Genomic DNA, 12,859 nt, shown 5'->3' on the forward strand with positions numbered 1-12,859 from the left:
CCGTGACCGACGTGACGCCCGACCCGCTCCGTGCCGACCTGCTGAAGATCGCCCAGGAGGCCGCCCACCGCGCGGGCGAGCTGCTGCGGGACGGCCGCCCGGCCGACCTCGCGGTCGCCGCCACCAAGTCCAGCCCCATCGACGTGGTCACCGAGATGGACATCGCGGCGGAGAAGCTGATCACCGGGCTGATCGCCGACCGCCGCCCCGACGACGGCTTCCTCGGCGAGGAGGGCGCCGCCACGGAGGGCACCAGCGGCGTCCGCTGGGTCATCGACCCGCTGGACGGCACGGTGAACTACCTCTACGGACTGCCCACCTGGTCGGTCTCCATCGCCGCCGAGCAGGACGGCGAGCGGGTGGCCGGCGTGGTCGTGGCCCCGATGCGCGGCGAGTCCTACCACGCGGTGCTGGGCGGCGGCGCCTGGGCGACGGGTGCCTGGGCGGGCGAACGCAGGCTCGCCTGCCGGTCCGCCGCCCCGCTGGACCAGGCGCTGGTCTCCACCGGCTTCAACTACGTCGCCGAGGTCCGCGCGGAGCAGGCGGAGATCGCACGGCGGCTGATTCCGCTGGTGCGGGACATCCGGCGCGGCGGCTCGGCCGCGATCGAACTGTGCGACGTGGCCGCGGGACGCCTCGACGGCTACTACGAGCGCGGGCTGCACCCCTGGGACCTCGCGGCGGGCGACCTGATCGCCCGGGAGGCGGGCGCGGTGACCGGTGGCCGCCCCGGTGAGCGCCCCACCGGCGCCCTGACCATCGCCGCCACCCCGGCCGTCTTCGAGCCCCTCCAGCGGCTTCTGACGGACTTCGGAGCGTAGGCCTCCGGCGGTAGTGCGGAGGACGGCGCCGGTCGCCGCGGGGGAGTGCCGTCGCCCGGCGCCGTGCCCGCGCGCCCCGCGGGCGTGCCGGGTGCCCGAGCGGGGAGGCTGCGCCCACGCGAGCGGGGCCGCGTGACGCCGCCCGCACCCCTCGGCCGCCGCGCCGGGTGGTGCGGGGCGGCGGTCCCTCCCGCCCGAGCGTGGCCGCCGCAGGCATGCTCGCGCGGTCGGTCCCGCCGTCGGCTCTGCGCTCGGTTCCGCCGTCGGTGCCGCGTCCGGTCACATCGCGTTGTGAGCCGACGAGCGGACCGGCGCTGGTCGTTTGCGGTCGGGCCTCTCGACCCTCGGCCTCTCGGCCGCGCGGCCAGGCTCGTGGGTCTGGACCGCCTCTCCGCGCCGCCGCCCGCTTGCCGGGCGAGGTTCGGCGGCCCCCGGCTCACGTGGTCCCGGAGACCGCTCAGGCGTGTCCCCCGCCGGGTCGGATCGGGCAGCCACTCCGCCCGGCCGCGCCGCACGGACTGCCCCGGCCGCCCCACCCGTGCTGCCCGTACTCCGTGGTCGCCGGGGCACACCACGAACCGCGACACGGCGCCGCGCACGACGAGGCCCCGGCGCTGGATCTCGCCGGGGCCTCGTCCTGCGCGGGCCGATCAGGCGTTGGTCGCGCTGACCTCCACACCGTGCTCGGCAGCGAGACGGCGCAGATCGTCGAGCTCGCCCAGCTCCACTTCGACAAGGAACTCGTCGCCCTCGTCGCGGGCCCGGGACAGGTCGGACTCGGTCGTCTTTATGCGCTGCAGAAGTCCTGCGGTGAAAGCGTCCATGCTGCGCCCCCTCGTCCTGGGTCGTGGGTCGTTGGCACGGGGGTGTGCCGATCGGAAGGGGCGATCACGCCTCCGGTGGAGTGCCCAGCGCTGCCCTGCCGGGCGGCGACCGTGCCGGACACCCACGCCCGCTCTGCGGAAGCGGACCGCGACGTACCGCGCGGTAACGCGGTACAGGCAGAGCGTGATCGCGGGGTGTAAAGCCGTCCTCCCCCAGCTCCCCTTCGCGGAAACCTCAACCACGCGAGAAAATCTCGTATTCCCGCTTCCGAGGCCTTTCCGCGTCCCGCTTCGGCACCGGTTCCTCACCCGACTTACAGCCGACTTATGGCCGAAAAGGGCAGGATGGAGGCAACACACCCACCAGGCCCCTGCCCTCGTGCGTCCGAGAAGCGCTACGCGGGTGGACACAGGAAGGACAAGCGACGTGCGCGTACTCGTCGTCGAGGACGAGCAGCTGCTCGCCGATGCGGTGGCCACCGGACTGCGCCGGGAGGCCATGGCCGTCGACGTCGTGTACGACGGTGCGGCCGCCCTGGAGCGCATCGGCGTCAACGACTACGACGTGGTCGTCCTCGACCGCGACCTCCCCCTCGTGCACGGCGACGACGTCTGCCGCAAGATCGTCGAACTGGGCATGCCCACGCGCGTGCTGATGCTCACGGCCTCCGGCGACGTCAGCGACCGGGTCGAGGGCCTGGAGATCGGCGCCGACGACTATCTGCCGAAGCCCTTCGCGTTCAGCGAGCTGATCGCCCGCGTGCGCGCCCTGGGCCGGCGCACCAGTGTGCCGCTGCCGCCGGTCCTGGAGCGGGCCGGGATCAAGCTCGACCCCAACCGCCGGGAGGTCTTCCGCGACGGCAAGGAGGTGCAGCTCGCGCCCAAGGAGTTCGCCGTCCTGGAGGTCCTCATGCGCAGCGAGGGCGCCGTGGTCTCCGCCGAGCAGCTCCTGGAGAAGGCCTGGGACGAGAACACCGACCCGTTCACCAACGTCGTGCGCGTGACCGTCATGACGCTGCGCCGCAAGCTGGGCGAGCCGCCCGTCATCGTCACCGTCCCCGGCTCCGGCTACCGGATCTGACCGGCCGTGGCGACGACACCCGCGCCCCCCGGGGCGCCCCCCAAGCCCACGTGGGACCCGCGCTCGGCCACGCCCCTGCCGTGGCTGCGCCCCACCATCCGGATAAGGCTCACGCTGCTGTACGGCGGTATGTTCCTGATCGCCGGCATCCTGCTGCTGTCGATCATCTACCTGCTCGCCGCCCAGGCGGTCCGCACCGGCAACGAACCGCTGTACAAGATCGTCGACTTCACCGACCTCAAGGTCTCCAGCAGCACCTGTCCCGTGGTCGACAACGGCGGCCTGTCGCTGTCCGACTTCAACGCGGCAATCAGCGACTGCATGGACCACCAGCGCAAGGTCGCCCTGGACAACCTGCTCAGCCGCTCCCTGCTGGCGCTGCTCGGCCTCGCCGTGATCGCCTTCGCCTTCGGCTACGCCATGGCCGGGCGCGTCCTGTCACCGCTGGGGCGGATCACCCGCACCGCGCGCGCGGTGGCCGGCTCCGACCTCTCCCGGCGGATCGAGCTGGACGGCCCGGACGACGAGCTGAAGGAGCTGGCCGACACCTTCGACGACATGCTGGAGCGGCTGCAGCGGGCCTTCACCGCCCAGCAGCGCTTCGTCGGCAACGCCTCCCACGAGCTGCGCACGCCGCTGGCGATCAACCGCACGCTCCTGGAGGTGCACCTGTCCGACCCGGGCGCCCCGGTGGAGCTCCAGCAGCTCGGCAAGACGCTGCTGGCGACCAACGAACGCAGCGAGCAGCTGGTCGAGGGCCTGCTCCTGCTGGCCCGCAGCGACAACCAGATCGTCGAGCGCAAACCGGTGGACCTCGCCGAGGTGGCCGGCCAGGCCATCGACCAGGTGCACGGCGAGGCCGAGAGCAAGGGCGTGGAGATCCGCGGCACCCGCGAGGCCGCGGTGGTCCAGGGCAACGGCGTCCTGCTGGAGCGCATCGCCCTGAACCTCGTCCAGAACGCCGTGCGCTACAACGTGGCCGAACAGGGCTGGGTCGAGGTCGCCACCGCTGTCGAGAACGGACAGGCGGTCCTGGTGGTCACCAACACCGGCCCCGTCGTACCGGCGTACGAGGTGGACAACCTCTTCGAGCCGTTCCGGCGGCTGCGCACCGAGCGGACGGGCAGCGACAAGGGCGTGGGCCTCGGGCTGTCCATCGCGCGGTCCGTGGCCCGGGCGCACGGCGGCCACATCTCCGCCCAGCCGCGCGAGGGCGGAGGGCTCGTGATGCGCGTGACGCTCCCCGTCTGAGATCATGACCCCGACATCTCACCGAGACCCGAGGATGTTCGCTTTGAGCGGAATTTCCAGGCCACCGGCCCTGGAGTCGCGTGTGTGATCGATCACAGCGGAGGCTTTCCCGCCCTCTACTCTCCGTGATCATGCACCCTGTCGGAAAGCCGGGAAAATCCCGGTTTTCAGGGCCCCTGATCACGGGAAGTACACGGTGAGACGCCTTTGAAGTGCGGCATTCGGACCGTGTACGGTCCCCATCGCCATCCAAGCCGATCACTCATGAGGAGTCCGGTTGGGTGTCGATTGAGTAACAGACCTTGATGTGAGGCAAAATCTCCGCCTCAGGTCGGGCACAAGTCCGGCCTCTCACGCGTTACGTGCGCTGAAGACACCGCAGACACCCAGAGGGGGAGAGCGACCATGGCAACCGATTACGACACTCCACGCAAGACCGACGACGACGTCGACTCGGACAGCCTCGAAGAGCTGAAGGCCCGGCGGAACGACAAGTCCGCCTCGGCCGTCGACGTCGACGAGTTCGAGGCCGCGGAAGGCCTCGAGCTTCCCGGCGCCGACCTCTCGAACGAGGAACTGGCCGTCCGTGTACTGCCGAAGCAGCAGGACGAGTTCACCTGCATGAGCTGCTTCCTGGTGCACCACCGCAGCCAGCTGGCCCGAGAGAAGAACGGCCAGCCGATCTGCCGCGACTGCGACTGAGGCGGGGTCGGCCGTGACCACCGGCTCGACCCCTCCCTGGAAGCGCCGTTCCTCCCGACGAGGAGCGGACCAAGGGCCGCCCGACGGTCCCTACAGCGCGCGTGACGACGAGCGGGGCCCGACCGATACAGGTAAGGCCCCGCTCGAGCCAGTGGCCGACCGGAGTGACCTCCCGGCGACCACGCGGACTCCGGCACCCGCTGCCCGGCGCCGGGCAGCGGCGTTCCGGGACAAGGCCGGACAGAGCGTCCGCAACGGCGGCGCCCGCGCCAGGGCCGCCCTGGCACACCTCGCCGACCGGATCATCGACCTGGCACCCCGCGTGCCCGTACGGGACCTGGCGACGCTGCGCAGGCAGTTCCCGGGCCTCGGTCCCGAGGAGATCGCCGACCGGCTCGTGGCCGGCGCGGCCAAGGGCACGGCGACCGTGGGAGCGGGCATCGGAGCGGCGGCGATGCTGCCCGTACCACCCGCGATGCCCACCGAACTGGCCGCCGAGATCACCGGCGTCGCCGCGATCGAGCTCAAGCTGATCGCCGAACTCCACGAGGTCTACGGCGTGCGCCCGCCCGGCAGCCTCGCCCAGCGCAGCACCGCGTACCTGAACTCGTGGTCCGACGAACGCGGCGTCGACGTGTCCAAGCCGTCGACCCTCGGCTCGGCGATGAACAGCCACATGAAGCGCCAGCTGCGCCAGCAGATCATGAAGCGGATGGTGCGCGACCTGCCGAACCTGATGCCCTTCATGGTGGGCGCGGCCGTGGGCGCCGTCATGAACCGGCGCGACACCCGGAAACTGGCCGCGAGGATCCGGACCGACCTGCGCAAGCACCAGGTCGCCTGGAGCGCCCTGGGCGACCTCCCGGCCCTGGAACGCCCGCAGGACGCCCTCGACATGGGCGAGATCACCAAGGGGATCGGACCCGGCCGGCTCGGCCGCGGGGAAAACTTCGGCAAAGACGACCGCTGACCGCAGGCCCGCCCTACGCGGCCGCGGCCTTCGCCGCCTTCAGCGCCTCGATCAGCCGCTCCGGCTCGCGCGTCGACAGGTACAGGTACGGAGTCGGGTCCTGCGGGTCCGTGACCAGCACCCGCACGGCCCTCGGAATGTAGGCGCGCAGCAGCAGGAACGCCCGGGTGTCGGCCTTGTACGTGCGCCAGGCGCGGGCCTCCTCCGGATCGAGGATCTCCGCCTCTCCCAGCGCCGAGAGCGGCACCTTCGCCTCGCCCGCGATCAGCGAGTCGCCCACGACCCGGATGCGGACCGCGCCGTACGAACTGGCCGCCACCGCCGCCACCGCGGTGCCGCCCGCCAGGCCGCCCAGCATCGGCAGCGTGCCGAACGGCAGCAGGATCAGCGCGAACGCCAGCCCCACCAGGAAGGAGACCAGCCACCAGGAGCGGGGCGCGGTGAGGCGTTCTTCGTACGGGGCCGTGGAGAGCTGCATGAAGCAAGCTTGGCACGGTATCGGTGTTCGGCCGACGCGCGGGTAAGGTCTGCGCCTGTGAGTGGTACTTCCCCAGGTCTTCAGCCCCCCGACGACGCCGTGAAACCCGTACGGCACCCCGACGCGCCCGCCCCCGGCGAGCTGCTCGGCGCCCACTACGGCCAGTGCTTCGGCTGCGGCGGCGACCAGCCCCACGGACTGCACCTCCAGGCGCGCGCGGGCGAAGGCGTGTCGATCACCGCCGAGTTCACCGTCCGCCCCGCCCACCAGGGCGCTCCCGGTCTGGCGCACGGCGGCGTGCTGGCCACCGCCCTGGACGAGACGCTGGGCTCGCTGAACTGGCTGCTGCGCACCATCGCGGTGACCGGACGGCTGGAGACCGACTTCCGGCGGCCGGTGCCCGTGGACACGACGCTGTACCTGGAGGCCGAGGTCACCGCGGTGGCCGGCCGCAAGATCTACTCCACCGCCACCGGCCGGATCGGCGGGCCCGACGGCCCCGTGGCCGTCCGCGCCGACGCCCTCTTCATCGAGGTCAAGGTCGAGCACTTCGTCCAGAACGGCCGCGAGGAGGAGATCCGCGCCGCCATGGACGATCCCGACCAGCTCCGCCGCGCCCGCGCCTTCGAGGTGAACCCGTGAGCCGTGCCGACCTCGAGGTGCTCATCCGCCGCGTCGACCCCGACGTACCGCTTCCGGCGTACGCGCAGCCCGGGGACGCGGGCGCCGACCTGCGTACCACCGTCGACCGCGAGCTGGCGCCCGGCGAACGCGCCGTTCTGCCCACCGGCGTGTCTGTCGCCCTCCCCGAGGGGTACGCGGCCTTCGTGCACCCACGTTCCGGACTGGCCGCACGCTGCGGCGTCGCCCTGGTGAATGCCCCGGGGACGATTGATGCCGGGTACCGTGGGGAGATCAAGGTGATCGTGGTGAATCTCGACCCGCGCGAGAGCGTGCGGTTCGAGCGCTTCGACCGGATTGCCCAACTGGTCGTCCAGCAGGTCGAGAGGGTCCGCTTCCGTCAGGTCGCGGAACTTCCCGGCTCGGCGCGGGCCGAGGGGGGCTTCGGGTCCACCGGCGGCCACGCCGGGCTGGACCCTGCAAGCGGCACAAGCGGTCAGGTCGCCGAAGGCGGCCCGACGGGTGGGAATCGATACGCTTCGGTCGTATCCGACCGGGAAGGACAGTGACGTGTTCGGACGTCGCAAGAAGAACGACGCCGCCGAGGACGCGGCCGGCGAGACCGAGCAGGTCGTCGACAGCGTCGACACCGAGGCGGACGAAGAGCGCGAACGCGTGCGGCTCGAGCCCGAGCCGCGCCCCGACGGGCCCTGGGACAGCACCGAGGTCCGCGACCCGGGCGAGGGCCGGGTCGACCTGGGCGGCCTGTTCATCCCCGGGGTCGACGGCATGGAACTGCGGGTGGAGGTCGCGGGCGACGCGATCGTCGCCGCGACCGTCGTACTGCGCGACAGCGCCATCCAGCTCCAGGGCTTCGCCGCGCCCAAGCGCGAGGGCATCTGGGGCGAGGTGCGCGAGGAGATCGGCTCCGGCATCACCCAGCAGGGCGGCATCATCGACGAGGTCGAGGGTCCGCTGGGCTGGGAGCTGCGGGCCCAGGTCCCGGTGCAGCTGCCGGACGGCACGGGCGGCTTCCAGGTCGTGCGGTTCGTCGGCGTGGACGGGCCCCGCTGGTTCCTGCGCGGCGTGATCTCGGGCCAGGGCGCGGTGCAGCCGCAGGCCGCCGGTCTGCTGGAGCAGATCTTCCGGGACACCGTCGTCGTCCGCGGCGAGGGCCCGATGGCCCCCCGCGACCCCATCGTCCTGAAGCTGCCGAACGACGCGCAGATGGTCCCCGAGGGCGTGCAACAGGAGGAGGGCTCACGCTTCGCCGGCGGCATGGGCCAGCTCCAGCGCGGACCGGAGATCACCGAGGTGCGGTAGGCGACGACCCGGTACGGCTTCTCGTCGTCCCGGTACGCCTGCTCGCCGTACGCGCGCGCCACGAGGGCCGCGTCCCCAGGAGGACGCGGCCCTTCGCGCTGCCGGTCGCTCGGCAGGGTCGTGCGGCCCCGATCGGGCCCCGGCCGTTGATCCGTCCGCCGCCGCCGGTGATACTGGCGCCCGGTTCACCGAGTACGACGGGGGAGGGCACGACATGACCCAGGTGGTCACGGAGACCATGGTGCGCGTCGAGGGCGTGCGCAAGTCGTACGGCCGGGACAGCGCCGCCGTACACGCCCTGCGCGGCGTCTCCTTCGAGGTGCCGCGCGGTGAGCTGGTCGCCCTCAAGGGCCGGTCGGGGTCCGGCAAGACCACCCTGCTCAACATCGTCGGCGGTCTCGACACCCCCGACGCCGGGCGGGTCGAGGTCGACGGCCGGGACCTCGCGGAGCTGGACGAGGACGGACTGCTCGCGCTGCGCCGGGACCGGGTCGGCTTCGTCTTCCAGTCCTTCGGGCTCGTCCCGATCCTCACCGCCGCCGAGAACGTCGGCGTACCGATGCGGCTGCGCCGGGCCGCCCCGCGCGAACGCGAGGAACGCGTAGAGCTGCTGCTCTCCCTGGTCGGCCTCGCCGACCACGCCGCCCAGCGCCCCGGCGAGATGTCCGGCGGACAGCAGCAGCGGGTCGCCATCGCCCGCGCCCTCGCCAACAACCCCGCCCTCCTGATCGCCGACGAACCCACCGGCCAGCTGGACGCCGAGACCGGGCACTCCGTGATGGAGCTGCTGCGGGCCGTCGTACGCAGCGAGCAGGTCACCGCCCTGGTCGCCACCCACGACGCCACCCTGCTCGACCTCGCCGACCGGGTGCTGGAGCTGCGGGACGGGGAGATCGTCGAGGAGTGACGCTCCGGCGTCGGAGTGCGCGGGCGTGCGCCGAGTGCGCCGGAGTGCGTCAGAGTTCCGTCAAGGACGACCGGCATCCGCACCCCCGCCCCTTTTGCCGCGATTGTGGGTCGTAGGGTCGACGCTGCGCAGTCAGCGGTGACCGGAAGACAATGAGGCCATGGGACGCGGCAAGCTTCGGATCTACCTCGGTGCGGCACCGGGCGTCGGCAAGACGTACGCGATGCTCTCCGAGGCGCACCGGCGCGTCGAACGGGGCACCGACTGCGTCGTGGCCTTCGTCGAGCACCACGACCGGGCACGCACCGAGGTGATGCTGCGCGGCCTGGAACAGGTGCCGCGCCGTGAGGTCGAGTACCGGGGCGCGGTCTTCACCGAGCTGGACCTGGACGCGGTACTGGCCCGCGCCCCCCGGGTGGCGCTGGTGGACGAGCTGGCCCACACCAACGTCCCCGGCGTGCGCAACGCCAAGCGCTGGCAGGACGTGGAGGAACTCCTCGCCGCCGGCATCGACGTAGTCTCGACCGTCAACATCCAGCACCTGGAGTCACTCGGCGACGTCGTGGAGTCCATCACCGGCGTACGGCAGCGCGAGACCGTGCCGGACGAGGTGGTGCGGCGCGCGGACCAGATCGAACTGGTCGACATGTCGCCGCAGGCGCTGCGCCGCCGCATGGCGCACGGCAACATCTACCAGCCGGACAAGGTCGACGCGGCCCTGTCGAACTACTTCCGCCCCGGCAACCTCACCGCCCTGCGCGAGCTGGCCCTGCTGTGGGTCGCGGACCGGGCCGACGAGTACCTCCAGCAGTACCGCAGCGAGCACCGGGTCTCGAAGATCTGGGGCTCGCGCGAACGCATCGTGGTCGGCCTGACCGGCGGCCCCGAGGGCCGGACGCTGATACGGCGGGCCGCGCGCCTCGCGGAGAAGGGCGCCGGCGGCGAGGTGCTGGCGGTGTACATAGCCCGCAGCGACGGGCTGACCTCCGCCTCCCCGAAGGAGCTGGCGGTCCAGCGCACCCTCGTGGAGGACCTCGGCGGCACCTTCCACCACGTGCTCGGCGAGGACATACCCGCCGCCCTGCTCGACTTCGCCCGCGGCGTCAACGCCACCCAGATCATCCTCGGCTCCTCGCGCCGCAAGACCTGGCAGTACGTCTTCGGACCGGGCGTCGGCGCCACCGTCGCCCGCGAGTCCGGCTCCGACCTGGACGTCCACATCGTGACCCACGAGGAGGTCGCCAAGGGGCGCGGGCTGCCGGTGGCAAGGGGCGCACGGCTCGGCCGGTCCCGGATCGTCTGGGGCTGGTTCGCGGGCCTGGGCGGCCCGGTACTGCTGACGCTGCTGCTCAGCACCGTCCACCTCGGGCTCGCCAACGACGTCCTGCTCTACCTGGCGCTCACCGTCGCCGCCGCCCTGCTCGGCGGGCTCTACCCCGCGCTCGCCTCGGCCGCGGTCGGGTCGCTGCTGCTGAACTGGTTCTTCACGCCGCCCGTCAACCGGATCACCATCGCCGACCCCAGGAACATGCTTGCGCTCGCCATATTCGTGGGCGTCGCGCTCTCCGTCGCCTCGGTCGTCGACGTCGCGGCCCGCCGCACCCACCAGGCGGCCCGGCTGCGTGCCGAGTCGGAGATCCTGTCCTTCCTCGCCGGTGACGTACTGCGCGGCGAGACCAGCCTGGAGACGCTCCTGGAGCGGGTGCGCGAGACCTTCGGCATGGAGTCGGCCGCCCTCCTGGAGCGGGAGGGCGACGTGGCGCCCTGGACCTGTGCGGGCCGCGCCGGATCGGGACCGCCGGTCGAGCGCCCGGAGGACGCGGACGTGGACATGCCCGTCGGCGACCACATGGCCCTCGCGCTGACCGGCCGGGTCCTGCCCGCCGAGGACCGCCGGGTGCTGGCCGCCTTCGCCGCCCAGGCCGCCGTCGTCCTGGACCGGCGCCGCCTGCGCGAGGAGGCCGACCGGGCCCGCGCGCTGGCCGAGGGCAACCGCATCCGCACCGCGCTGCTGGCCGCCGTCAGCCACGACCTGCGCACCCCGCTGGCCGGGATCAAGGCGTCGGTGACCAGCCTCAGGTCCGACGACGTGGCCTGGTCCGAGGAGGACCAGGCGGAGCTGCTCGAAGGCATCGAGGAGGGCGCCGACCGCCTCGACCACCTCGTGGGCAACCTGCTCGACATGTCCCGCCTGCAGACCGGCACCGTCACCCCGCTGATCCGCGAGATCGACGTGGACGAGGTGGCGCCGATGGCGCTCGGCGGGGTCCCCGAGGGGAGCGCGGAGCTGGACATCCCCGAGACGCTGCCCATGGTCGCCGTGGACGCCGGGCTCCTGGAGCGGGCGCTGGCCAACCTGGTGGAGAACGCCGTCAAGTACAGTCCGGACGACCGGACCGTCCTGGTCGCCGCCAGCGCCCTCGCCGACCGCGTCGAGGTGCGCGTCGTCGACCGGGGGCCGGGAGTGCCGGACGAGGCCAAGGACCGCATCTTCGAGCCCTTCCAGCGCTACGGCGACGCCCCGCGCGGGGCCGGGGTGGGACTCGGGCTGGCCGTGGCCCGCGGCTTCGCCGAGGCGATGGGCGGCACCCTGAACGCCGAGGACACCCCCGGCGGCGGCCTCACCATGGTCCTCACCCTCCGCGCGGTGGGCCGGTCGGTATCGGCACCCCACCTGGCGACAGCAGAAAGGCAGGCCGCCCGATGACCCGGGTGCTCGTGATCGACGACGAACCGCAGATCGTGCGGGCCCTCGTGATCAACCTCAAGGCACGGCACTACGAGGTCGACGCCGCCCACGACGGCGCCACCGCCCTCCAGCTCGCCGCCGCCCGGCACCCCGACGTGGTGGTCCTGGACCTGGGCCTGCCCGACATGGACGGTGTCGAGGTGATCAGGGGGCTGCGCGGCTGGACCCGGGTGCCGATCCTGGTGCTCTCCGCCCGGCACTCCTCCGACGAGAAGGTCGAGGCGCTCGACGCGGGCGCCGACGACTACGTCACCAAGCCCTTCGGCATGGACGAGCTGCTGGCCCGGCTCCGGGCCGCCGTCCGCCGGGCCGAGCCCGTCCCCGGCGGCGAGGACGAGGTCGTCGTGGACACCCCGGAGTTCAGCGTCGACCTGGCCGCGAAGAAGGTCAACCGGGGCGGCAGGGACGTACGCCTCACGCCCACCGAGTGGCACCTGCTGGAGGTGCTGGTGCGCAACACGGGACGCCTGGTCAGCCAGAAGCAGCTGCTGCGGGAGGTGTGGGGGCCCTCGTACGGGACGGAGACGAACTACCTGCGGGTCTACATGGCCCAGCTGCGCCGCAAGCTCGAGGCGGACCCCGCGCACCCACGGCACTTCATCACCGAGCCGGGCATGGGATACCGCTTCGAGAAGTGAGAGGGGGTGCACGGGACGTGAGGGGGAAGTGAGCCTCGCCATCCCGCCCCGAGAGGGGTGCATGGCTGTCGGCGTGCCCCGGTACGCTTCAGATATGAGTGCTGCTCCGCGTTCCGACAAGCCGGTGGGCCGGTTCCGGCGCATGTTCGACCGGCTCTCCTCGTCACAGGAGGACCTGGAGTCGGAGGAACTGCGCGAGGACGCCGACACCGCCGGCTGCACTCGCATCGGAGACTGCCAGGACCGGCAGGTCGTGTCGGTTACTGGTACCTTGCGCACGGTCACCCTGCGACCGCGTGCGGGCGTTCCGGCCCTGGAGGCCGAGCTGTTCGACGGTTCCGCCGCCCTGGACGTGGTGTGGCTGGGCAGACGCTCCATCGTGGGCATAGAGCCGGGGCGCAAGCTCATCGCATCGGGCCGGATCTCCATGAGCCACGGCCGCCGGGTGCTCTTCAACCCGAAATACGAACTGAGACCCCTCGGACGGGAGTAGC

14 protein-coding genes are annotated in these 12,859 nt (G+C 72.3%); 12 read left to right on the forward strand and 2 right to left on the reverse strand.

Going from position 1 to position 12,859, the window contains the following annotated elements:
• Positions 1–2: 2 nt before the first annotated feature.
• The gene (locus ACH4D3_RS00605) at positions 3–821 is read left to right on the forward strand and encodes an inositol monophosphatase family protein (protein WP_398314880.1); all 819 of its coding nucleotides are present in this window, start codon (positions 3–5) and stop codon (positions 819–821) included.
• Positions 822–1,471: 650 nt separating this feature from the next.
• On the opposite strand, the gene ACH4D3_RS00610 is transcribed toward ACH4D3_RS00605, so the two are convergent.
• A complete protein-coding gene (locus tag ACH4D3_RS00610) occupies positions 1,472–1,645 on the reverse strand; it encodes a hypothetical protein (RefSeq protein ID WP_007387792.1) in 174 nt (57 codons plus the stop codon).
• 427 nt (positions 1,646–2,072) lie between these two features.
• Between ACH4D3_RS00610 and ACH4D3_RS00615 the strand changes: the two genes are divergently transcribed.
• The 4 genes from ACH4D3_RS00615 to ACH4D3_RS00630 all read left to right on the forward strand — a co-directional run bounded on the left by ACH4D3_RS00615 (position 2,073) and on the right by ACH4D3_RS00630 (position 5,649).
• Positions 2,073–2,726 (forward strand): response regulator transcription factor, encoded by a 654-nt coding sequence (locus ACH4D3_RS00615; RefSeq protein ID WP_003993508.1) that lies wholly within the window; start codon positions 2,073–2,075, stop codon positions 2,724–2,726.
• 6 nt (positions 2,727–2,732) lie between these two features.
• Complete coding sequence (locus tag ACH4D3_RS00620) at positions 2,733–3,977, forward strand: sensor histidine kinase (RefSeq protein ID WP_398314883.1); 1,245 nt, start codon at positions 2,733–2,735, stop codon at positions 3,975–3,977.
• A 405-nt stretch (positions 3,978–4,382) separates the two neighbouring features.
• Positions 4,383–4,679 carry a DUF4193 domain-containing protein gene (locus tag ACH4D3_RS00625; protein WP_003993510.1) on the forward strand — a complete coding sequence of 99 codons (297 nt, stop codon included), beginning with the start codon at positions 4,383–4,385 and terminating at the stop codon, positions 4,677–4,679.
• 13 nt (positions 4,680–4,692) lie between these two features.
• Positions 4,693–5,649, forward strand: coding sequence for a hypothetical protein (locus ACH4D3_RS00630; RefSeq protein ID WP_398314885.1), 957 nt, complete (start codon positions 4,693–4,695; stop codon positions 5,647–5,649).
• A 13-nt stretch (positions 5,650–5,662) separates the two neighbouring features.
• On the opposite strand, the gene ACH4D3_RS00635 is transcribed toward ACH4D3_RS00630, so the two are convergent.
• Entirely contained in the window at positions 5,663–6,127 is a 465-nt protein-coding gene (locus ACH4D3_RS00635) for a DUF3093 domain-containing protein (RefSeq protein ID WP_398314887.1), read from the reverse strand.
• Between the two features lie 57 nt (positions 6,128–6,184).
• On the opposite strand from ACH4D3_RS00635, the gene ACH4D3_RS00640 reads away from it, so the two are divergent.
• From ACH4D3_RS00640 to ACH4D3_RS00670, 7 genes are all read left to right on the forward strand, one after another.
• The gene (locus tag ACH4D3_RS00640; RefSeq protein WP_398314889.1) at positions 6,185–6,769 is read left to right on the forward strand and encodes a PaaI family thioesterase; all 585 of its coding nucleotides are present in this window, start codon (positions 6,185–6,187) and stop codon (positions 6,767–6,769) included.
• Positions 6,766–7,317, forward strand: a complete 552-nt coding sequence (gene dut / locus ACH4D3_RS00645) for a dUTP diphosphatase (RefSeq protein ID WP_356862489.1) — start codon at positions 6,766–6,768, stop codon at positions 7,315–7,317. The genes ACH4D3_RS00640 and dut overlap by 4 nt, the downstream gene beginning before the upstream one ends.
• A gap of 1 nt (position 7,318) precedes the next feature.
• A complete protein-coding gene (locus tag ACH4D3_RS00650) occupies positions 7,319–8,071 on the forward strand; it encodes a DUF3710 domain-containing protein (RefSeq protein ID WP_003973152.1) in 753 nt (250 codons plus the stop codon).
• A 214-nt stretch (positions 8,072–8,285) separates the two neighbouring features.
• Entirely contained in the window at positions 8,286–8,978 is a 693-nt protein-coding gene (locus ACH4D3_RS00655) for an ABC transporter ATP-binding protein (protein ID WP_398314891.1), read from the forward strand.
• A gap of 160 nt (positions 8,979–9,138) precedes the next feature.
• Positions 9,139–11,685: an ATP-binding protein gene (locus ACH4D3_RS00660; protein ID WP_398314893.1), complete on the forward strand. Its 2,547-nt coding sequence runs from the start codon at positions 9,139–9,141 to the stop codon at positions 11,683–11,685.
• The gene (locus ACH4D3_RS00665; protein WP_398314895.1) at positions 11,682–12,365 is read left to right on the forward strand and encodes a response regulator; all 684 of its coding nucleotides are present in this window, start codon (positions 11,682–11,684) and stop codon (positions 12,363–12,365) included. The genes ACH4D3_RS00660 and ACH4D3_RS00665 overlap by 4 nt, the downstream gene beginning before the upstream one ends.
• A gap of 94 nt (positions 12,366–12,459) precedes the next feature.
• Complete coding sequence (locus ACH4D3_RS00670; protein ID WP_076976707.1) at positions 12,460–12,858, forward strand: OB-fold nucleic acid binding domain-containing protein; 399 nt, start codon at positions 12,460–12,462, stop codon at positions 12,856–12,858.
• Position 12,859: the final 1 nt, after the last annotated feature.

It is taken from the genome of Streptomyces sp. NPDC018026, assembly GCF_044327745.1.
GTDB lineage: Bacteria > Actinomycetota > Actinomycetes > Streptomycetales > Streptomycetaceae > Streptomyces > Streptomyces rubrogriseus.

What these genes read in the sequence shown, in the direction of transcription:
- ACH4D3_RS00625 (WP_003993510.1), top strand. Translation starts at nt 4,383, where the DNA reads ATGGCAACCGATTACGACACTCCACGCAAGACCGACGACGACGTCGAC.
- ACH4D3_RS00660 (WP_398314893.1), top strand. Translation starts at nt 9,139, where the DNA reads ATGGGACGCGGCAAGCTTCGGATCTACCTCGGTGCGGCACCGGGCGTC.
- ACH4D3_RS00610 (WP_007387792.1), bottom strand. Translation starts at nt 1,645, where the DNA reads ATGGACGCTTTCACCGCAGGACTTCTGCAGCGCATAAAGACGACCGAG.
- ACH4D3_RS00670 (WP_076976707.1), top strand. Translation starts at nt 12,460, where the DNA reads ATGAGTGCTGCTCCGCGTTCCGACAAGCCGGTGGGCCGGTTCCGGCGC.
- ACH4D3_RS00665 (WP_398314895.1), top strand. Translation starts at nt 11,682, where the DNA reads ATGACCCGGGTGCTCGTGATCGACGACGAACCGCAGATCGTGCGGGCC.
- ACH4D3_RS00635 (WP_398314887.1), bottom strand. Translation starts at nt 6,127, where the DNA reads ATGCAGCTCTCCACGGCCCCGTACGAAGAACGCCTCACCGCGCCCCGC.
- ACH4D3_RS00655 (WP_398314891.1), top strand. Translation starts at nt 8,286, where the DNA reads ATGACCCAGGTGGTCACGGAGACCATGGTGCGCGTCGAGGGCGTGCGC.